This is a genomic window from Pseudonocardia sediminis (assembly GCF_004217185.1).
Classification (GTDB): domain Bacteria; phylum Actinomycetota; class Actinomycetes; order Mycobacteriales; family Pseudonocardiaceae; genus Pseudonocardia; species Pseudonocardia sediminis.
In genome coordinates, this window is sequence record NZ_SHKL01000001.1 from 2,491,324 (window position 1) to 2,510,658 (window position 19,335).

Sequence of the window (19,335 nt, forward strand, 5' to 3'; positions counted from 1 at the left end):
TCGACACCCGCACCCAATGACGGTTGTCAAGGGGGCTCGTCGCACTTCTCCGCGGTCCTGACCGACCGGACAGGGCGCCCCGTACCGGGCCTGCGAACGGTATGGACGGCCGCTGCCTGGGGATCTCGGCGCGGACCGGGCCGGCCGGGGCGCGGTCCCGGACCGTCCGGACGGACCGGTCGTCCGGCGCGCAGGGGCGCGGGCGACGATCGATCGACGCCGGCGAAAGAAATGATCACGGCGCGGTCCTCGGTGTCCACCGGCCGCGCGGATCGCATTCGACCGCACCATTGCCGGCCACCGATCCGATCACGATGCCGCATTCCTCGAGACCATTCGTCGCGGCATTCGCGACCGGGGTGGGGGCAGGATTCCGCAACCGCGGTCCACGACGGGTGCGGGCGCCGTCACGTGCGGTGACCACCGTCCTGCGTCCGGATCGGACGCAACACGTGTTTCGCTCAGGCGTCCGACCAGAACTTGATACCGGTGGCCTTGAGACGGCGCCGGTGCTGCCGCATGGCGATCTCGATCGCCTCGACGGTGATCAGGTTCCCCCACGACTTGGTCGCGGACTCGCCCCACTCGAGGAGCTCGTTGGCCTTGTCCGCGCCGATGTCCGCGTTCTGGATGACGCGGGACCCGAAACCGATGTGCCAGCGCTCGTCGCGCAGGACCAGCTCCATCCCCTTGTGTACGCCGGGGAGCTTGTGGGACAAGCCTTCCAGCGCCTCGAGCATCGCGTGCTGGCCGGCCAGGAGGACCACACCCTCGATCACCATGTGATAAAGGCCCACCGCGTCGGTCAGGCCCCCGTGGTCCTCCACGAGCCGCTCGGCGGTCGCGGGGAGTCGCCCCTCGAACAGGTCGACGAGGTCGTCGGCGACGAAGGTGCGCAGGTGGTCCCGGCGCTGGGCCGCGGTGGCCCCCGGGATCCCGGCGACCTCGGCCGTGACGAGGTCGAAGAACCGCGCGTGGCGGGCCTCGTCGCGGGCCTGGGAGCGGAAGGCCTCCTCCATGGACTTCTCGTCCCGGCCGGCCGCGGCCACCTGGTAGTTGCCCAGGTTGCCCGCCACCGCCGTCTCGGCGATGACGAAGCCGGCGAGCAGCCCGAGGACCTGGTCGCGTTCGGTCTCGCCGAGCTTCGGCCAGGCCTCGCGGTCGGCCGAGAGGTCGAGTGTCGTCTCGTCCCACTGCAAGGACTCGGCGAGCTGGACGAAGTGGTCGTACCCGGAGATCATCGTTGAGCTACCTCTCGCATGTTCTGTCAGACCTCTTCGCCCGGTTCGAGCGCCCGGAAGTCCGACTTGGTGGCGCCGCAGATCGGACACATCCAGTCCTCGGGGATCTCCTCGAACGGAGTCCCCGGCTCGATGCCGCTGTCCGGATCGCCCTCGTCCGGGTCGTAGAGCCAGCCGCACGCGACGCACAGCCACTGCACGGCCGCGGTGTCGGTCGTGGTCGTGCCGCCGGCGCTCATGTCCCGTCCGCCGCGCCGTGCTGAGCGGGTGCGGTCGGTTCGTCGAACGTCGTCATGAGTCTCCCCGGCGGCGCCATCGCCCTCGCGGACCGGGTGTGGTCCGGTTCACGTCGCCGTCCTCAGGAGGCCACACCGTGTTCCGGAGCGCAAGCGGTGTACCACGTGCCCGGCGGGGGGTCCGCCCCGCCGGGCACGTGATCGGTGCTGGTCAGGCGCCGAGCGCGGCGCGCAGGAATTCCACCTGCAGGAGCAGCAGGTTCTCCGCGACGACCTCCTGCGGCGTCATGTGGGTCACCCCGGACAGCGGCAGCACCTGGTGCGCACGGCCCGCCGCGAGCAGTGCCGAGGACAGCCGCAGGGTGTGCGCGGCGACCACGTTGTCGTCGGCGAGACCGTGGACGATCATCAGCGGCCGGTTCGGGCGGTCCCCGGTGGGCGGGGTGGACGCGTCCTCGATCACCGACGAGCGCCGGTAGGCCTCCGGCTTCGCCGCGGGGGTGCCGAGGTAGCGCTCGGTGTAGTGGGTGTCGTAGAGCGTCCAGTCGGTGACCGGGGCGCCGGCGACGGCGGCGTGGAAGACGTCCGGGCGGCGCAGCACGGCCAGGGCGGCCAGGTACCCGCCGAACGACCAGCCGCGGATGCCGACCCGGCCCAGGTCGAGGTCCGGGTAGAGCTTCGCGGCCTCGTGCAGCGCGTCGACCTGGTCGTCGAGCACGGGGGAGGCCAGGTCGTGGTGGATCGCGCGCTCGAACTCCGGCCCGCGTCCCGGCGACCCGCGGCCGTCGGTGACGACCACGGCGAAACCGCGGTCGGCGAACCACTGGCTGGACAGGAACGCGTTGCGCGCGGACAACACACGCTGCGAGTGCGGCCCGCCGTAGGGGTCGAGCAGCACCGGCAGCGACGTGCCCTCGACGTGACCGGTGGGCAGCAGCACCGCGGTGCGCAGTCCCCGCTCACCGAGCGCGTGCATCGCCACGCGGGGGACGATCCCGGGGTCGGCCGCGTGGCTGGTCACCGTGTGCTCGGTGCCGTCGGCCGTGGTCAGGACGGTGTGCGGGGCGGTGTCGAGGTCCTGCGAGCCGCGCACCAGCGTGCCCCCGGCCAGGGTGCCGGAGTGCACGCCGGTCTCCGGCGACCGCGGTACCGGCGCCTGCCCGGGGACGACGGAGAACAGCCGGATCGACGTCGGCTCGGTCGAGGCCCGGAACAGCACCGTGTCGCCGTCGACCCCGGCCACGTCGCGGACCTGCATCGAGCCGTCGGTCAGCGGGGTGTCCCCGGCGAACAGACGCCGCGCCCCGTCGTCGTCGGCGACGCGCAGCAGCTCGCCGGTCGCCGTGCGCGCGGGGACGCCGGGGACGATCTCGACCCACACCGGGTCGGTGTCGGTGTGCAGCGGTGTCGTCGTGCCGGTGGCCGGGTCGACCGTCAGGACGTGCAGGGCCGTCTGGTCCCGCGGCTGCACGACGATCAACGGCCCGGTCGGGTCCCAGCGCGCGGTGACCAGGTACTCGTTCGCGCCGGTGTCCCAGACGACGGGGGTGCGGGTGCCGTCGAGGGCGATCACGTCGAGCGTGACCAGCGCGTTCGGGGTCCCGGCGGCGGGGTAGGCGACGACGGTCGGGGTGCGTCCGGGGTTCGCCGGGTCCGCGATGTGCCAGCGCTCGACCGTCGACTCGTCGACGCGGGCGACCAGCAGCGCGTCGCCGCCGGGGGCCCACCAGTGGCCGCGGGTCCGGTTCATCTCCTCGGCCGCGGCGAAGTCGGCCAGGCCGTGGGTCACGTCGTCGCCGTCCGGGGCGGCCAGCACGCGCGTCTCGCCGGTCGCGATCTCGTGGACGTGCAGCGCGCGGTCGGCCACGAACGCGACCCGCGAGCCGCTGGGGTCCAGGCGGGGGTCGACGACGGCGGTGACGTCGCCGACGTCGAGCGGGCGCGGGTCCGGGTCGCCGGTCAGCGACGCGAGGTAGGGGCGGCCGGACAGGGCGAACACCGCGGTCGTGACGGCCGCGTCGGTGTCGTAGCCCACGACGCCACCGGCCTGCTCGCGGACGCGCTCGCGGCGCGCCCTCTCCGCGGCCGGCAGGTCCTCCTCGCCGGGCAGGCCGGGCAGCTGCGCGGGGTCGAGCAGCAGCCGCTCGGAGCCGGTGGCGGCGTCGATGCTCCACAGGCAGGTCACCGGGTCGTCGCCGCCGCGGCTGCGCAGGAACACCGCTCGCGAGCCGTCCGGGGCGACGGTGAACCCGCGCGGTGTGCCGAGGCTGAACCGTCGGGTGCGGGCGTGCAGGCGGGGGAAGCTGTCCTGGTCGGTCGGGGCGGTCACGGACTTGCTCGGGTCGGCCACGACCCGACCCTATCGACGCGCGCCCGTGCGGGCCGACCGTGCCGGAGCGCTCGACCTGTTCCCTGTCAAACGGTTGGTCGTTAAAGTCGCCGCCATGGGTTCGGCGCAGTCGGAGGCGACGATCGGCGGACGGCTCGCGGCGCGGGCGTCACCGGCACCGTGGTCCGTCGCGGGAGCGGCGACGTCGTCGGCGGAGCTGGACGCGCTCGCGTCCCGGACGGCCGGCGGGTTCGCGGCGCTCGGACTGTCCCCGGGCGAGCACGTGTGCCTGATGATGCGGGCGTCGGTCGCGGCCCTGGGGACCTGGTTCGGGCTGGCCCGGGCCGGTCTGGTCGAGGTCCCGCTGAACACCGCGACGCGCGGGCCCCTGCTCGAGCACCTCCTGGGGCGGTCCCGGGCGCGGGTGGTGGTCGTCGACGCCGAGTTCCTGCCGCTGGTGCTCGCCGCGCTGCCGGACGGCGTCACGCACGTCGTCGTGCACGGGCCCCGGCCCGCGCAGGCCCCGCCGACGGTGTCGTCCTGGGACGACCTCGCCGCGGCCGACCCGCTGCGCGACCTGCCCGCCGTCGACCCCGACGACCCGACGGTCGTGCTCCACACCTCCGGCACCACCGGCCCGCCCAAGGGCGTGGTCCTGACCCACCGGGCGAACCTGGCGCTGGCCGAGCACACCACGGATCTGATGGGCTACACCGCCGACGACCGGCTCTACTCGGTGTTCCCTCTGTTCCACTCCAACGCCCGCTTCACCTCCGTCCTGCCGGCCCTGCAGGCGGGCGCGGGCCTGGTGATGCACACCCGTTTCTCCGCCGGCGGGTTCTGGGACACCTGCCGCGAGCACGCGGTCACCGCGTTCAACTTCCAGGGCGCCATGCTCACGCTGCTGCACAACCGGCCGGCGCTGCCCACCGACGCGGACAACCCGGTCCGGGTGGGGTTCGGCGCACCGTGCCCGCCGGAGATCACCGCGGACTTCGAGCGCCGCTTCGGCGTCGCGCTGACCGAGATCTACGGCAGCACCGAGGTCTCGATCGTCGCCCAGAGCCGCCCGGAGGAACGCCGTCCCGGCTCGGCCGGGCGGGCCTCGCCGCTCTACCACCTGCGCGTCGTCGACGAGCGCGGCGAGCCGGTCCCGCCCGGTACCGACGGGGAGATCGTGGCCCGTCCGAAGCGCCCCGGACTGATGTTCACCGGCTACCAGGACATGCCCGCCGAGACCGTGCACGCGTGGCGCGACCTGTGGTTCCACACCGGCGACCGCGGCCGGCTCGACGCCGACGGGTACCTCTACTTCCGCGACCGACTCTCGGACTCGATCCGCCGCCGCGGGGAGAACGTCTCGTCCTGGGAGATCGAGCGGGTGCTGGCGACGCACCCGCGGGTGGACGCCGTCGCGGCCTACGGCGTGCCGTCGGCGCTGTCCGAGGACGACGTCATGGTCGCCGTCGTGCCGGTCGAGGGCGCGGAGCTGGACCCGGCCGAGGTCGTCGAGTACTGCCGCGGGCAGGTGACCGAGTTCGCGCTGCCCCGCTACGTCCGGGTCATGGCGGCGCTTCCCATGACGCCCAGCCAGCGCACCGAGAAGTACCGGCTCCGCGCCGACGGGGTCACCACCGACACCTGGGACCGGGAGGCCGCCCGTGCCTGAACGCTTCACCGTCACCACCCCGCGCGAGGGCGTGGCCCTGGTGACCATGGACCGCCCGGCCAAGCTGAACGCGATGGACCCGACGTTCTTCCGGGAGCTCACCGGGATCTGTGCGGACCTCGGCCACGACGACGGCGTGCGCGCGGCCGTGCTCACCGGCGCCGGCCGCGCGTTCTCCGCCGGCGGCGACATCGACTCCTTCCACGACCTCGACGGCGACACCGTCCGGGTGCGGGCCCACCTGCGCCGGGTCTACGACGCGTTCTGCGCCGTCGAGCGCTGCGCGGTCCCGGTGATCGGGGCGGTGAACGGGATCGCGCACGGCGGCGGCACCGAGCTGACCCTGGCCTGCGACATGGCGCTGGCGGGGGAGTCGGCGACGTTCGCGTTCCGGGAGCCGACGGTCGGCCTGACCCCGGGCTGGGGGATCGTGCGCGGTCCGCAGGTGATGGGCCGGGGTTGGACCCGCCTGCTGGCGTTGACCGGGCGGGTGATCGACGCGGCGACCGCCGAGCGGGCCGGGCTGGTGCAGGAGGTGGTGCGCGACGACGAGCTGCTCGGCCGGGCGCTGGACCTCGCCTCCGAGACGGCCGCGCTGCCGCCGCTGGCCGTGCAGGTGGGGAAGGCGTTCGTCAACCGCGACACCGACGCCGGGTTCGCCGAGTCGATCGAGGCCACCGCGCTGCTGTTCACCACCGCCGAGCACCGCGACGCCGTCGCGGCGTTCCGTGCCGCGCGGGGCCGCGGCTGAGCCCCACCCGTCCCCGCCGACGAGATCGGCGTCTGCGTAGATCCACGCTGGACCCCGGGCCCGGACCCGGGCAGGCTGCGCCGGTGACTCCCGATCACCCCGTCGCCGCCGCCTGGTCGGACTGGCTCGACATCCTCACCGTGGCCGGCTACCCGGCGCATGCGATGCCCCGTCCGCCCGCCGACCCGGAGGAGCTGGCCGACGCCCAGATCCAGGCCCGTATCCGGTTCCCCGACGAGCTGCGCGGGCTCTACGCCCTGGCCGACGGTCAGTTCCCCGGCTTCCCCCGCGGCCCCGGCCCGCACCCGCCGTCGACGAACCTGTTCCCGACCTCGGACTTCCTCACCGTCGCCGACGCGCTCGTGCACTGGGGCGGCTGGAAGGACCTGCACGCCGAGTACGGCCCGTCCGGCATCGCCGACTTCGACCGGAACATCACCGTGCGCGGTGACGACCCGGTGCGCCGGGAGTACTGGAACCTCGGCTGGTGGCCGCTGGCCATGGACGGCGGCGGGAACTTCCTCGCCGTCGACACGGACCCGGCGCCCGGCGGCGCGATCGGGCAGGTGATCGTCGCCGGGCCGGACGAGGACGAGCGCCGGGTGCTGGGCACCGGCGTCGCCGACTACCTGCGGCGGCTGACCGCCTCCGACGTCCCGGCGGCGGAGTTCCCGGACGAGGACCCGGACGACCCGGCCGCCGCCGTGCTCTGGTGGGACGTCGACGAGCTGCGGTGACGCCGCGGTGACCACGTCCGGGAGCGCCGTCGCGCCCCGCCGCGACGACGACCCGGAGCGGGTCGGGCCCTATGCCGTCGTCGGCGTGCTCGGTGCCGGCGGGATGGGCCGGGTCTACCTGGGCCGCGACGGCCGCGGCCGGCCGGCCGCGGTCAAGGTCATCCGTCCCGAGCTGGCGACCGACCCGGCCTTCCGGGTCCGGTTCCGCGGCGAGGTGGAGGCGGCGCGGCGGGTCCCGGCCCGCGTCACCGCGCAGGTGCTCGACGCCGACGCCGAGGCCGACCGGCCCTGGGTGGCGACGCGGTACCTGCCGGGGCCGTCGCTGGACCGGCAGGTGCGGGCGCACGGCCCGCTGTCCGGGCGCGCGCTGCGCCGGGTGGCCGCGGGCCTTCTCGACGGGCTGGTCGCGGTGCACGGCGCGGGGCTCGTCCACCGCGACCTCAAGCCGTCGAACGTCCTGCTCACCCGTCGCGGCCCGCGGATCATCGACTTCGGCATCGCCCGCGCCGCCGACCGGACCCGGATCACCACGACCGGGCGTCTCGTCGGCACCCCGGCCTACATGTCGCCCGAGCAGGCCCTCGGCGACGGCCCGGTCGGCCCGGCCGGGGACGTGCACGCGCTCGGGTCGGTGCTGGTGTTCGCCGCGACCGGTCGTGCGCCGTTCGCGGCCCCGTCGGCGGCGGCGGTGCTGTTCCGGGTTCTGCACGGGGAGCCGGACCTGGGCGGGACACCGGAACCGGTGCGCGGGTGGGCGGCCCGCTGCCTGGCCCGAGACCCGGCCGATCGGCCGTCGCCGGAGACGTTGCGCGCCGAGCTGCGCCGCCCGGCCCGGCGCCGTGCGGCGGTCGTCGCGGGCGGGCTCGTGGCCGCGGGGGTCGTGGGCGGTGCCCTGCTGTGGCCGGGGCTCCCGTCCGGGTCCGGTGCCGCCCCGACACCCGCCCCGACCCCCGCTCCGGTGACGGCCTCCGGGCCCGCCGTCGACCCGCGGGTGCCCGGGGCCGGGCCGGCGGTCACCACGGCGCCGGGCCGCCCCGCTGCCACCGTGTCCGCCGAGGTCGGCCTCGGCCACCGGGGAGGACCGGTGGTGGCCGGCGTCGGCCGGGTCTACGTCGCCGATCCGGAGTCCGGTGCCGTGGACGTCCGCGACCCGTCGGGGGCGGCGGTCGGCCGCGTCGACGTCGGGCGCTTCCCGTCGGCTCTCGCGCTGTCCCCGGACGGCACCCGGCTGTTCGTCACGCTGTCCACCTCGCCGACCCGGGTCCTCGCCGTCGACACCGCCACGCTGCGGGTGACGGCCCGCGCGGACGTCGCACCGGAGGCGGCCGACGCGTCGATCCTGCGGGCCGCCGAGATCCGGGTCGCCCCGGACGGCGGATCGGTGATCGTGCTGGACCCGCGCAGCCGCCGGGTCCTCGCGCTCGACTCGGACACCCTGCGCGTGCGAGCGACCCGCGTGCTGCCCGGAGAACCGGCGTCGCTGACGTCGTCCCCGGACGGCAGCCGCATCGCCGTCGCCGCCGGTGACGGGTTCGCGACCGGCACGGTGACCGTCCTCGACGGCTCCACACTCGAGCCGACCGGGACCTCGGCGTCCGGCGCGGACCCCGCCGGGTTCGCCGACGACGGCCGCGCGCTCTACCTGGCGAACTCCCGGCCCGGGGCTGACCCCGGGCTGAGCGGGGTGCAGTTCCTCGGACCCGCCCCCTCCCGGCTCGCGCTGGACGCGCCGGACCGGCTGCGCCTCGGGCCGGGCGGGGGGTGGCTCTACGTGACGCGGCCGGACGCCGGGGAGCTGGTCGTCGTCGCGACGTCGACGCGGCGGGTGGTCGCGACCGTCCCGGCCCCCGGGATCGAGGACGTCGCCGTCGCCCCCGACGGGCGCGCCGCCTACGTCGTCGCCGGCGGCACGCTCCGGGTGCTGACCGGATGACCGGCGGGGTCAGTACAGGCGGTAGGAGGTGCGGGCGACGGTGAAGCCGTGCCGGGTGGAGCCGTTCCGGCACGCCACCCCGTCCTCCCGGCTGGCGCAGACGACGTCACCGCGGCGGATCGCCCGCCCGTAGTCCAGGACCGGCAGCGACGGGTCGGCCACCGTGTCGCCGACGCACGTCAGGGTCGCGGCACCGGACCCCGCCAGCGCGACCCCGGTGCCGTAGGCCAGCGGGCAGTCCGCGGGCGCCGGCGGCACCTGCCAGGTCCGTTCGGTGACGTCGCACCGGACGCCGTCGCCACCGCCGCCGCTCTCGCTGCCGATCAGGCAGCTGATGTTGCCGGTGGGGGAGCGGAAGCGCAGCGCGTCGGTCCCGAACCGGGTGTCCGCGGCGGTGTCGACGACGCTCGCCCCGACGGCGGGGTCGCCCGGGTCCGTCGCCGCCGCGGTCGCCGGGGGCGTGGAGCTCGGAGTGGCCTGCGCGGTCACCGGGGCGGAGGACGTCGGGCCCGTCGTGGCGGTCAGGTCGCCCGTCGCGTCGTCGCGGCCCGGGCCGAGGACCGCGACCGTCACCGCCGACCCGAGCAGCGCCGCCGTGACGACCGCGGCGGCGGCGAGCAGGGTCCGCCGGCGGCGGCCGGTCGCGGCCGGGCCCGGGCCTGGGCCCGGGGCCGGGGCCGGGGAGTCGGGCCGGGGGCCCGCGACGAGCGTCGGGCGGGGGTCCGCGACGGCGGTCGCCCGCAGTGTCGGCGTCGCGGGCGCCGCGGTCAGCCACTCGCGCGCGATGGCGGCGCTCGGCCGGTCGGCCGGGTTCTTGGCCAGGAACGCCCCGACGACGCCGGTCAGCGGGCCCAGCCCCGCACCGAGCTCGGGTTCGGTGTAGACGACGCGGTAGAGCGTCCCGGCCGGTGTGCCCGCCGCGAACGGCGTGCGCCCGGTCGTGACGGCGCACAGCAGCGACCCGAGCGAGAACACGTCCGAGGCCGGCCCGATCTCCCCGGCCCCGGCGACCTGCTCCGGCGACATGTACTCCGGCGTGCCCACGACCTGCCCGGACGCGGTCAGCCTGGTGCCGTCGACGGCCCGGGAGATCCCGAAGTCGATCAGGCGCGGCCCGTCCGCGGCGAGGAGCACGTTCGACGGCTTGAGGTCGCGGTGCACGAGCCCCACGGCGTGCAGGGCGGCGAGACCCTCGGCCAGCCCGGTGCCGAGCGCGGCCGCCCGGTCCGGGGGCAGGGGCCCGTGGGCGGCGAGCTCGTCGTGCAGCGACGGCGCGTCGAGGTGGGCGGTCGCGAGCCACGGCCGCGGCGCGTCCGGGTCGGCGTCGAGGAAGGCCGCGGTGTAGCGGGCCGGAGCGAGCGCGGCCAGCGAGACCTCGCGCCGGAAACGGGCGCGGAACCCGTCGTCGTCGACGAGCTCGGTGTGCACCAGCTTGATCGCCGCCGGTGTCCCGGACGGGTCCACCCCGAGCAGGACTCGTCCCATCCCGCCCGCGCCGAGGACGCCCCGGATCCGGAAGCGCCCCACCGACGTGGGGTCGTCCGGGCCGAGGGTCTCCATCGGACGGAGACGCTAGCCGGAGCGCGCGGCCGGAGACAGCGTCCGGCCGGGCGATCGTCTCCGCCACGGCCCCACGGCCGACGTCGGATCGATCAGTAGGCGTCGAAGGAGGCGCGGGAGGCGGCGAAGCCGTGCCCGGTCGCGGCGTTGCGGCACTCGACGCCGGTCCGGCGGCTCACGCACGTCACGTCACCGCTGCGCAGGGCCTGCCCGTACTCCAGCGGGGCGGCCGACGCGTCGGCGACGGTGTCGCCGCCGCAGGTCGGACCCGCCGGTGAGGTCCCGGTCAGCGCCAGGCCGGCGCCCCATCCGGCGGTGCAGTCGGCCGGTGCCGGCGGGAGCTGCCACCGGCGTTCGGTGACGTCGCAGCGCACCCCGTCGGCATCGAGGACGCAGCCGATGTTGCCGGTGGGGGAGCGGAACCGGAGGGGATCGGTACCGAACGGTGCGCCGTCGACGACGGTGGCTCCGGCGGCCACGTCCTCCCCGGCCGGGGGCGTCGCGGCGACCTGGCCCGGCGCCGTCGTCGTGGCGGTCGGGTCCTGGGTGGACGCACCGCCGAGCAGGACCCCGGCGACGATCGCCGTGCCCGCGAGCAGGACCAGCGCCAGCGCCGCGGCCGCGACCACGGTGCGACGGCGACGGTCGTGGCCGGGCTCGGCGAACGCGTCGGTCCGCGGCGGGAGTGGCTCCCAGCCGTTGCCGAACCCCGGTGCCGGCATGAGCGGGCCCTGGTCGAGGGGCCGGTAGGGGGCGGTGTGGTGCGGCACCGGGCCCAGCTGCGGACCCTGGTGCGGGATCGGGCCCTGCTGAGGGAACGGGCCCTGGTGCGGGACGCCGGGGACGGGCGGAGCCTGCCGGAACGCGGTCGCGTCGCCCTGCACGGGCATCGCCGAGCCGTGTGATCCGCCGGGCTCCTCCTCCGGCACCGCCGGCCACGGCAGCGGTGGTGTGCGGGGCGGCGCCGTGCCACCGGACACGCCGGGTTCCGGCGACCGCCGGGTCGATCCCCCCACGGGACCGGCGGCGGGATTCCCGGCACGAGCGCTGACGGGCAGCGACTGCTCGTCGGACGACCGCGGACCGGGCACCGGCGGCGCCGGCCTCCCCGCCGGGTCACCGAGGTGGGGTGACGTCTGCCCTGGCCGTGTGTCCCGGTCGCCCGGTTCCGGAGAAGTCATCAGGCGGGCACGCTAATGATCTGTACCGGCCGGGACAGCGGCCGTTCGGCGTAGTCGAGCCCACCGGTGTACCCGCCCGGGCGAACGGCCTGGCCGCTCCATGACCCGGCGTGACCACCGCCGGACGGACCCGGCCGACGGCGTGGGTGGGTCGGCGATCGGTGGACGAGCGGTCACCCGGCGACGGGCGCTCCGGTGGCCTCCTGAACCCCCCGCGCCGCCAGACGGTCGGCGCGCTCGTTCTCCGGATGCCCGGCATGGCCCTTGACCCAGAACCACTCCACGTCGTGCCCGGCCACGGCGGCGTCGAGCTCGCGCCACAGGTCGGCGTTCTTCACCGGTTCGTTGTTGCTGGTCCGCCACCCGCGGGACTTCCAGCGCGGGATCCACTGGGTGATCCCGTTGCGGACGTAGGTGCTGTCGGTGTGCAGGTGCACCGTCGAGCGGCGGGTCAGACAGCCCAGAGCGCGGATGGTCGCGGTCAGCTCCATCCGGTTGTTCGTGGTCACGCCGGCCTCGCCGCCGTACAGCTCCCGCTCGTGCGCGCCGTAGCGCAGCACCGCGCCCCACCCGCCCGGGCCGGGGTTGGGCACACATGCGCCGTCGGTGAAGATCTCGACGATCGACGACGGGGTATCGGCCACGCCGGCGAACGTACCGGGCCGGGCACGGTTCACCGCCCGGGCTCGGCTCACCGTCCGGGGTAGCGGCGGGCGTAGTGCGTGGGTGGCTCGCCGAACAGGCCGGTGACGTCGCGGACCAGGTGCGGCTGGTCGGTGTAGCCGAGGTCCGCGGCCAGTCCCGCCCAGTCGATCGCGTCGCCGGCGGCCATCCGCTCGGTCACCTCGTGCAGGCGGTACCGGCGGATCACCCACTTCGGCCCGACGCCGACGTGCTCGGCGAAGAGCCGCTGCAGGCGCCGGACGCTGCTGCCGGTCGCGTCGGCGAGCTGGTCCACCCGCCCGATCGACCGGTCGGCCGCGGCCAGTGCGACCGCGTCCCCGGCCTCCCGCCCACCCTCCGGCGGTTCGGTCCCCGGCAGCAGCGAGCGCAGCCAGCTCTCGAGCGAGGAGGCGTCGACCGGCTCGTCCGGACGCCCCCGCAGACCGGGGACCGACCCCGCCGGCACCGTCCGGTCGGTGAGCGCCGAGACCGGGCCGTCGAGGAACGCGCGGAACGCACCCGGCCGGAACGCCGCACCGACGACGCGCCCGGTCCCCTCCAGCACCCTGACGACGTGCCGCCGGGAGACGCCGTGGACCTCCGGTTCCGCGCCCGGCCGGACCGTCAGGTGCACCTGCGGGTACGGGGCGATCTTCTGGCGGTACGGGGTGTCGTAGTCCCAGGAGACGGCCCAGTACCCGGCGACGAACGGCGCCAGGTCCGGCGCGGGATCCGGGAACTCGTGGCGCTGGAACCGCGTCCACGCGCCGTCCAGCTCCCGGGGGTCACGCGCCACGCGGAGCAGTATCGGCCACCGGGGTTCCGGCGCCGGTGTCGCGTTCGTCCAAGACGGATCTCGGCCGTGCGTCCTACCGTCCCCGCATGATCTCCGCCGCCCCGGTCACCGCCCACCTGATCTCCGCCGCCGCTGCCCCGCACGACGCGATCGCCGACGCCCTCGCGGACCGTCCACTCGACGCCCCGACCCCGTGTGCGGAGTGGGACGTCCGAGCACTGGTCCGGCACCTCCTCTACTGGACCCCGGTCCTGGCCGCGACCGGCCGCCGCGCGGTCCCGGCGCCGCCGGCGCCCGACGAGTCCGCGGTCGTGGTCGGCGACGGCTGGCCGGCCGCCCTCGCCGCGTCGCGTGTCGATCTCGTCGCCGCGTGGGGCGACCCGGACGCCTGGACCGGCACGATCTCCATGGGCGGGCCGGAGGAGCTGCCCGCCTCGATGATCGGCGGGATGGTCCTCGGCGAGCTCGTCCTGCACGGCTGGGACCTGGCCCGCAGCGCCGGGGTGGAGATCAGCTGGCCGGACGAGGTGCTCGACGGTGCGCTCACCGCCGTCGGTGCGATGGCCGAGCAGGGGAGGGGGATGGGCGTCTTCGCCGACGCCGTTCCCGTTCCGGACGACGCCCCGACGCTGGACCGGGTCGTCGCCCTCTCCGGCCGGGACCCGCGGTGGACGGCCTGAGCGCTCCTCCGCGGGGCGAATTCGTCCGGGACGGGCGTATCGCGTAGACCCTCGTCGCCGTTGGACCACCGTGCGATATCCGCACGCAAACGTCGTCCACCGCGAGGGGCTCCTCATGCGCAAATCCGTCCTGCTCCCCATCCTGTTCGTCGCCGCCTGCTTCCTGGCCGGCTGTGGTGGAGGCGGGCCCGCATCGGCGCCCGCCACCGTCACCCAGACCGTTCCGGCCGCCGCGCCGACGTCGGACCCGGCCGCCTCACCGTCCACGGCCCCGGTGAAGGACGTGACGCTCCCGGACGTCGAGGGGAAGAACGGCCGCATCGTGTTCGAGCAGCTGACCGAGCTCGGCCTGACGAACTTCGAGATGGCGTCCCGGGACGAGGAGGACAAGTTCGTGGTGAACCCTGCGAACTGGACCGCCGTGGAGATCGAGCCCGGCCCGGGGGAGACGGTGAAGTCGGACTCGACGGTCGTGGTCACCATGACGAAGAAGGGCTGATCGCCCGGACTCCGCCGCGATCTGCGGGGAGTCACGCGGTCGTCACACAACAGTCGTCCCGTCTCCACCTGCCGTCTCAGCCGGGCCGGGACTCTGGCCGTATGAGCGAGAGCAGCACCGAGTACGCCGACCCGGGTTGGCCGCACGAGCCGAGCGAGGCGGCCCGCGCGAACGGCCCGTGGGCCCCGATCGACGTCCACACCCCGGCGCGCGACGCCGCGTAGTCCCTTCACCACGGCATCACCCCGGCGTCGTCGAACCCGCCGGTCGGCCCGTCCTCGGGCAGGGCCGCGAGCCGCAGCGCGATCGCCGGGCCCTGCTCCGGGGTTGCGCCGGCCGTCTCGACGGTCGTCGCGTGGCCGCCGCACCGTCGTTCCGGGGCCGTCGCCGGCCTCGTCCGGACCGCGATACGCCTGTGACCGCCTACGCCGAGACGTGGCGCCGGGTGGCCGGGAGCAGCAGGAGCACCCCCACGACGAGGTTGGCGACCATGAAGATCGCCGAGTCGGTCTCGCCCTCCACGAGCAGCTTGTACGAGCCGAAGTAGAGCTGCGCCGTGACCAGGCAGGTCAGCACGTGCCAGGCGCCGCGGCGCCCGCGCCACAGCCCCGGCAGGCTCGCCGCCGCCGTGATGGTCAGGACCAGTCCGACGGCGGCGAAGGCCACGGCGGCCGGGCTGCCGACCGCGGGGTTGACGTCGGGGGAGACGAACAGGCCGAAGTAGACCAGCCCGAAGCATCCGAACCCGGTCAGCACCACGACGATCACGGCGACGACGACCACCGGGACCGGGGGACGCCGCCGGGCGACGGTCGGGGGCGTAGTGGCGGGACGGGTCATGACGGCCTCCGGAGGTCCGGGCTGGACGGGTGCGTCAGGGTGCTCGTCACCCCGTCTCGGGCGCCCGAGACGAGGGTCCCGTCCATGTCGGGACATCTCGTCCCGTGACGAACGGGCCGTGTTCGGCGACTCTTCACCGGTGACCGCCCTCGTCAGCCGCGCCGCCCGGCACCGGCCGTGGCCGTCGCGCGCGGTCATCGGGGTGGGTTCCGGCGCGGCCGTCCTCGGGATTTGCGCGGGCGGATGTGCGCTGGTCGCGGCCAACGTCGCGGCCGGCGCACCCGCCGAGGACGGGCCCGTCTTCTGGCCGATACTGCTCGTCGGAGCCGTCTCGTATGCCGTCGTCGGGGCCTGGCTGGTCGCCCGCCGCACCGCCGGACTGCTGGGACCGGTGTTCCTGGGTGTCGCCCTGAGCCTGGCGGCCGCGCTGACGACCCGGGCGTACGGCGTCCACGGGCTGCAGGTCGTCGACGGGCTGCCGGGGGACCGCTGGGCGTTCTGGGTGGCGGCCTGGGTGTGGGTGCCGGGCCTGTTGTCGCTGCTGACCGTCGTGCCGCACGGCGTCCCGGACGGTGCTCTCGCGTCGGGCCGGTGGCGTCCGGCGCTCGCCGTCAGCGTCGTCGCCGTCACGGTCGCACGCTGAGCTGGGCGATCACGCCCTACGACCGGCTGGACGGCCCGGTCCTCGACGCGACGATCGGGCCGAACCCGGTGGCGGTCCCGGTGGCGACGTCGAGGCTGGTCGACCTCGCGAGCGGCCCGGTGCTGCTCGCGGGCGTCGCGCTCGCCGTCGCGTCACTGGTCCTGCGGTGGCGCCGCGCCGACCCCGACCGCCGCCGAGCCCTGGCCTGGGTGCTCTACGGCGTCGGGGTGAGCGTCGTCTGGACGGGACTCGCGATCCTGCTCGACGCCACGGCGCTCTCCGCGGTCTCGATGGCGGCGCTCCCGGTGTGCTTCCTGGTCGCGGTCACCCGACACCGGTTGTGGGACCTCCAGATCGTGGTCCGCCGGTCGCTGGTCTACGGCGGGCTCACCGCGATCGTGGCCGCCGCCTACGCCGGGATCGTCGGGCTCCTCGGCGGGGCGGTGGGCGCGAGCACCGGGGCGCCGATCGTCGCGACGGCGGTGGTGGCGATGCTCGTCCTGCCGCTGCACCACGTCCTGCGCCGGACGGTCAACCGGGTGATCCACGGCCAGGCCGAGGACCCGCTGGTGACGACCACCGCGCTCGGCCGACGCCTGGGCTCGGCGGTCACCCCCGACCAGCTCACCACCGTCGTCCTACCCGAGATCCTCGACGGCGTGGTGCGGGCGCTGCGGCTGCGGCACCTGTCCCTGGTGATGACCGACGGCGCGACGTTCTCCAGCGGGGTGGCCGGGGCGGATCCGCTCGAGCTGCCGCTGCGTCACGCGGGACGTCCGGTCGGCACCCTCCGGGTCGTCCCCGCCCGCGGCGGGCTGACGCGGGCCGAGCGCCGGGCCGTCGACGACGTCGCCGCGCACGCCGCCGTCGCCGCCCACGGTGTCCTGCTGATGGGGGAGCTGCAGCGTGAGCGTGAACGGGTCGTCGTCGCCCGCGAGGAGGAACGCCGCCGTCTGCGTCGCGAGCTGCACGACGGGGTCGGGACCGCGCTCGCCGCCGCGCGCCTGCAGGCCGAGTCGGCGCGGGACCTGATGACCGAGCACCCGCGCGAGGGGCTGGCCCTTCTCGACCGGCTCACCGTCGCGTTGCGCGACGCGGTCCACGACGTCCGGGCGGTCACCCGCAAGCTGCGCCCCGCGACGCTCGACGAGCTCGGTCTGGCCGGCGCGCTGCGCGAGCTCGGGGCCCGCTCCGCCTCGGCCGGGCGGGCCGTCGAGGTCGACGTCGGGGAGCTCGGCGAGGTCCCGGCCGCGGTGGAGGTGGCCGCCTACCTGGTCGCGGCCGAGCTGGTGACCAACGCCTGCCGGCACTCCGGCGCGTCCCGGATCGCGGTGTCCGTTCGCCGCGACGGTGAGCTGCGGGTGCGGGTCACCGACGACGGGTGCGGGATCGGGCCCGGCGCCGAACCCGGCGTCGGCCTGGCGTCGGTGCGACGGCGCGTCGACGAGGTCGGCGGGCGGATGGTCCACCACGACGGCCCCGGCACCACCCTCGAGGTCCGGCTGCCCCTGGAGTCCCGATGACCGTGCGTGTGCTCGTCGTCGACGACCATCCGCTCTACCGGGAGGGGATCCGCAGCGCGGTCCGCGCGATGACCGGCATCGAGGTGGTGGGGGAGGCCGTCGACGGCGACGACGCCGTCCGGCAGGCCCGCGACCTGGCCCCGGACGTCGTCCTGATGGACCTGCACATGCCCGGGACCAACGGGGTGGACGCCACCCGCGCCCTCCGCGCGGCCGACCCGCGTACCGCCGTGCTGGCGCTGACCATGCTCGACGACGACCAGGCCATCTCGGCCGCGCTGCGGGCGGGAGCGTCCGGCTACCTGCTCAAGGGCGCGGGGCGAGCCGAGATCGAACGCGCGATCGTCGGTGTCGCGGAGGGCGGGATGGTCGTCGGGGACGGCATCGCCGCCCGCGTCCGGCAGTGGTTCAGCGCCGGGAGCGACGCCTCGCCCGCGATGCCGTTCCCGTCCCTGACCGGTCGCGAACGCGAGGTCCTCGGACTCGCCGCCCACGGCCTGACGAACGCGGCCATCGCCCGCCGGCTCTCGCTGTCGGAGAAGACCGTCCGCAACAACGTCAGCAACGTCTTCGCGAAGCTGGGCGTCGCGACCCGGTCCGCGGCGGTGGCGAAGGCACGGGACGCGGGCCTCGGCGTCGGGCCGCTCTGAGACCCCGGCCGCGCGTCCGCTCAGCCGGCCGCCCGCGTCGGCCTGCCCGGCTTCCTCGTCCAGCTGCGTTCGAAGGCCTCGATCGCCGGCCGCGCTCGAACGGGTGAACCAAGATCACCCGCATGGCCACCTGTCGTTATCCGGATCATGCAGAGACGCGCAGTGGCGGTCGCGGTGTCCATCCTCGCGGGGGCTCTTCTCCTCGGCGCAGGAACGGCACTCGCTTCGCCGAAAGGTGGAGACTCCGCAGGCCTGACCTCGATCACCAAGCTCGAGGACCTGCGCGGTCTGCCGTGCGGTGCCGACACTCAGTTCGGCGAGGGGCGGGTCGACTTCCGCATCTTCGGTCCGCCGCAGCAGTCGACCATCCAGTGGCACTGCGTGACCGAGGACACGGCTCCGCTCACGGACCAGGAGGACATTCCCTATGACCTCTACCCGGATCTGACGCCGGACGAGAACGCCCTTCCCCTCGGCTGACCGCAAGATCGCCAGACGGGCAGCGAAACGCGTCAGACCTGACGCGAAACGCTGCCCGGATGCTGATCACGCTCTGAGGCGGATCTGCTGGTCCCGCAGAGCCGGGGCCGCCTGCATCGCGCAGACGCCCCCGGACGGTGAGATCGGTTCACCAGCCCCGCGAACGCCATTCCGGCAGGGCCGGGCGCTCGGTGCCCAGGGTCGTGTCGTCGCCGTGGCCCGGGTAGACCCAGGTGTCGTCCGGCAGCTCGCCGAAGACCCGGTTCTCCAGGTCGGAGACCAGCGACTCGAAGTCCTCCGCCGACCAGGTCTTGCCCGGCCCGCCCGGGAACAGGGAGTCACCGGTGAACAGGTGCGGCGAGACCGGGTCGCGGTAGAGCAGGGCCACCGAGCCGGGCGTGTGCCCGCGCAGGTGGATCACCTCGAGCTCGATGTTCCCGAAGTGGATCCGGCCGCCGTGCTCGACGAACTCGTCCATCGGGATCGGCAGCTCGGGGGCGTCGACCGGGTGCGCGATCAGCCGCGGCTCGAACATCCCGGCCACGGCGCCGAGGGCCTGCCAGTGGTCGTGGTGACGATGCGTCGTGACGAGATGGCGCAGGTCGGCACGGTCGTCGCCGGTGCCGACGAGCTCGGTCAGGCGCTCCGGCTCGGCCGCCGCGTCGATCAGCAGGGCCTCGTTGGTGGCCTTGCAGACGAGCAGATAAGCGTTGTTGTCCATCTCGCCGACCGACACCTTGGTGATCGTCAGTGCGTCGAGATCGCGGCGGATCGCCGCTCCGCCGGGGTCGGTGTGCCCGCTGTAGTTCTCCAGGACGTCCACCCGGGCACCCTATCGAGCCGGGGCCGGTCCGTGCCGGGGTGCAGACCCCCGCACGATCCACGTCGAACATGTGTGCGACCCTGCATCCGGATCCTCCGGTT

The 19,335-nt window shown here is 75.2% G+C and carries 20 protein-coding genes; 11 read left to right on the forward strand and 9 right to left on the reverse strand.

Annotation, left to right across the window (positions count from 1 at the left end):
* Window positions 1-461: 461 nt before the first annotated feature.
* From EV383_RS11610 to EV383_RS11620, 3 genes are all read right to left on the reverse strand, one after another.
* Window positions 462-1,241, reverse strand: coding sequence for a ribonucleotide-diphosphate reductase subunit beta (locus EV383_RS11610; protein ID WP_130289927.1), 780 nt, complete (start codon window positions 1,239-1,241; stop codon window positions 462-464).
* Between the two features lie 26 nt (window positions 1,242-1,267).
* Window positions 1,268-1,480 carry a rubredoxin gene (rd, locus tag EV383_RS11615; RefSeq protein WP_130289928.1) on the reverse strand — a complete coding sequence of 71 codons (213 nt, stop codon included), beginning with the start codon at window positions 1,478-1,480 and terminating at the stop codon, window positions 1,268-1,270.
* A gap of 208 nt (window positions 1,481-1,688) precedes the next feature.
* Complete coding sequence (locus EV383_RS11620) at window positions 1,689-3,827, reverse strand: S9 family peptidase (protein ID WP_242623035.1); 2,139 nt, start codon at window positions 3,825-3,827, stop codon at window positions 1,689-1,691.
* A gap of 94 nt (window positions 3,828-3,921) precedes the next feature.
* Between EV383_RS11620 and EV383_RS11625 the strand changes: the two genes are divergently transcribed.
* The 4 genes from EV383_RS11625 to EV383_RS11640 all read left to right on the forward strand — a co-directional run bounded on the left by EV383_RS11625 (window position 3,922) and on the right by EV383_RS11640 (window position 8,896).
* On the forward strand, window positions 3,922-5,475 hold the full coding sequence (locus tag EV383_RS11625) for an AMP-binding protein (protein WP_130289929.1): 1,554 nt from the start codon (window positions 3,922-3,924) through the stop codon (window positions 5,473-5,475).
* On the forward strand, window positions 5,468-6,226 hold the full coding sequence (locus EV383_RS11630; RefSeq protein ID WP_130289930.1) for an enoyl-CoA hydratase/isomerase family protein: 759 nt from the start codon (window positions 5,468-5,470) through the stop codon (window positions 6,224-6,226). The genes EV383_RS11625 and EV383_RS11630 overlap by 8 nt, the downstream gene beginning before the upstream one ends.
* Window positions 6,227-6,309: 83 nt before the next feature.
* A complete protein-coding gene (locus EV383_RS11635) occupies window positions 6,310-6,963 on the forward strand; it encodes an SMI1/KNR4 family protein (RefSeq protein ID WP_130289931.1) in 654 nt (217 codons plus the stop codon).
* Window positions 6,964-6,970: 7 nt separating this feature from the next.
* Window positions 6,971-8,896, forward strand: coding sequence for a serine/threonine-protein kinase (locus tag EV383_RS11640; protein ID WP_130289932.1), 1,926 nt, complete (start codon window positions 6,971-6,973; stop codon window positions 8,894-8,896).
* 9 nt (window positions 8,897-8,905) lie between these two features.
* Here the strand turns inward: EV383_RS11640 and EV383_RS11645 are convergent, their stop codons facing one another.
* The 4 genes from EV383_RS11645 to EV383_RS11660 form a co-directional block, all read right to left on the reverse strand.
* Entirely contained in the window at window positions 8,906-10,456 is a 1,551-nt protein-coding gene (locus EV383_RS11645; RefSeq protein ID WP_130289933.1) for a serine/threonine-protein kinase, read from the reverse strand.
* A gap of 92 nt (window positions 10,457-10,548) precedes the next feature.
* The gene (locus EV383_RS11650; protein WP_130289934.1) at window positions 10,549-11,436 is read right to left on the reverse strand and encodes a DUF6636 domain-containing protein; all 888 of its coding nucleotides are present in this window, start codon (window positions 11,434-11,436) and stop codon (window positions 10,549-10,551) included.
* A 374-nt stretch (window positions 11,437-11,810) separates the two neighbouring features.
* Window positions 11,811-12,281 (reverse strand): ribonuclease HI, encoded by a 471-nt coding sequence (rnhA, locus tag EV383_RS11655; RefSeq protein WP_242623036.1) that lies wholly within the window; start codon window positions 12,279-12,281, stop codon window positions 11,811-11,813.
* Window positions 12,282-12,328: 47 nt separating this feature from the next.
* Window positions 12,329-13,096, reverse strand: a complete 768-nt coding sequence (locus tag EV383_RS11660) for an AraC family transcriptional regulator (RefSeq protein ID WP_130289935.1) — start codon at window positions 13,094-13,096, stop codon at window positions 12,329-12,331.
* A gap of 86 nt (window positions 13,097-13,182) precedes the next feature.
* Here EV383_RS11660 and EV383_RS11665 point away from each other — a divergent pair, with 86 nt between their 5' ends.
* From EV383_RS11665 to EV383_RS32625, 3 genes are all read left to right on the forward strand, one after another.
* Complete coding sequence (locus EV383_RS11665) at window positions 13,183-13,776, forward strand: TIGR03086 family metal-binding protein (protein WP_130289936.1); 594 nt, start codon at window positions 13,183-13,185, stop codon at window positions 13,774-13,776.
* A gap of 115 nt (window positions 13,777-13,891) precedes the next feature.
* The gene (locus EV383_RS11670) at window positions 13,892-14,275 is read left to right on the forward strand and encodes a PASTA domain-containing protein (RefSeq protein WP_130289937.1); all 384 of its coding nucleotides are present in this window, start codon (window positions 13,892-13,894) and stop codon (window positions 14,273-14,275) included.
* A 101-nt stretch (window positions 14,276-14,376) separates the two neighbouring features.
* On the forward strand, window positions 14,377-14,499 hold the full coding sequence (locus EV383_RS32625; RefSeq protein ID WP_278044828.1) for a hypothetical protein: 123 nt from the start codon (window positions 14,377-14,379) through the stop codon (window positions 14,497-14,499).
* 199 nt (window positions 14,500-14,698) lie between these two features.
* Here the strand turns inward: EV383_RS32625 and EV383_RS11685 are convergent, their stop codons facing one another.
* Window positions 14,699-15,115, reverse strand: coding sequence for a hypothetical protein (locus EV383_RS11685; RefSeq protein WP_130289938.1), 417 nt, complete (start codon window positions 15,113-15,115; stop codon window positions 14,699-14,701).
* Window positions 15,116-15,254: 139 nt separating this feature from the next.
* On the opposite strand from EV383_RS11685, the gene EV383_RS11690 reads away from it, so the two are divergent.
* The 4 genes from EV383_RS11690 (at window position 15,255) to EV383_RS11705 (ending at window position 18,411) form a co-directional block, all read left to right on the forward strand.
* The gene (locus EV383_RS11690) at window positions 15,255-15,758 is read left to right on the forward strand and encodes a hypothetical protein (protein ID WP_130289939.1); all 504 of its coding nucleotides are present in this window, start codon (window positions 15,255-15,257) and stop codon (window positions 15,756-15,758) included.
* Complete coding sequence (locus EV383_RS11695; RefSeq protein ID WP_130289940.1) at window positions 15,707-17,281, forward strand: sensor histidine kinase; 1,575 nt, start codon at window positions 15,707-15,709, stop codon at window positions 17,279-17,281. The genes EV383_RS11690 and EV383_RS11695 overlap by 52 nt, the downstream gene beginning before the upstream one ends.
* Window positions 17,278-17,931 carry a response regulator transcription factor gene (locus EV383_RS11700; protein ID WP_207223494.1) on the forward strand — a complete coding sequence of 218 codons (654 nt, stop codon included), beginning with the start codon at window positions 17,278-17,280 and terminating at the stop codon, window positions 17,929-17,931. The genes EV383_RS11695 and EV383_RS11700 overlap by 4 nt, the downstream gene beginning before the upstream one ends.
* Window positions 17,932-18,093: 162 nt before the next feature.
* Complete coding sequence (locus EV383_RS11705; protein ID WP_130289941.1) at window positions 18,094-18,411, forward strand: hypothetical protein; 318 nt, start codon at window positions 18,094-18,096, stop codon at window positions 18,409-18,411.
* 148 nt (window positions 18,412-18,559) lie between these two features.
* Here EV383_RS11705 and EV383_RS11710 read toward each other — a convergent pair whose 3' ends face one another.
* Window positions 18,560-19,234 carry an MBL fold metallo-hydrolase gene (locus EV383_RS11710; RefSeq protein ID WP_130289942.1) on the reverse strand — a complete coding sequence of 225 codons (675 nt, stop codon included), beginning with the start codon at window positions 19,232-19,234 and terminating at the stop codon, window positions 18,560-18,562.
* Window positions 19,235-19,335 lie beyond the last annotated feature (101 nt).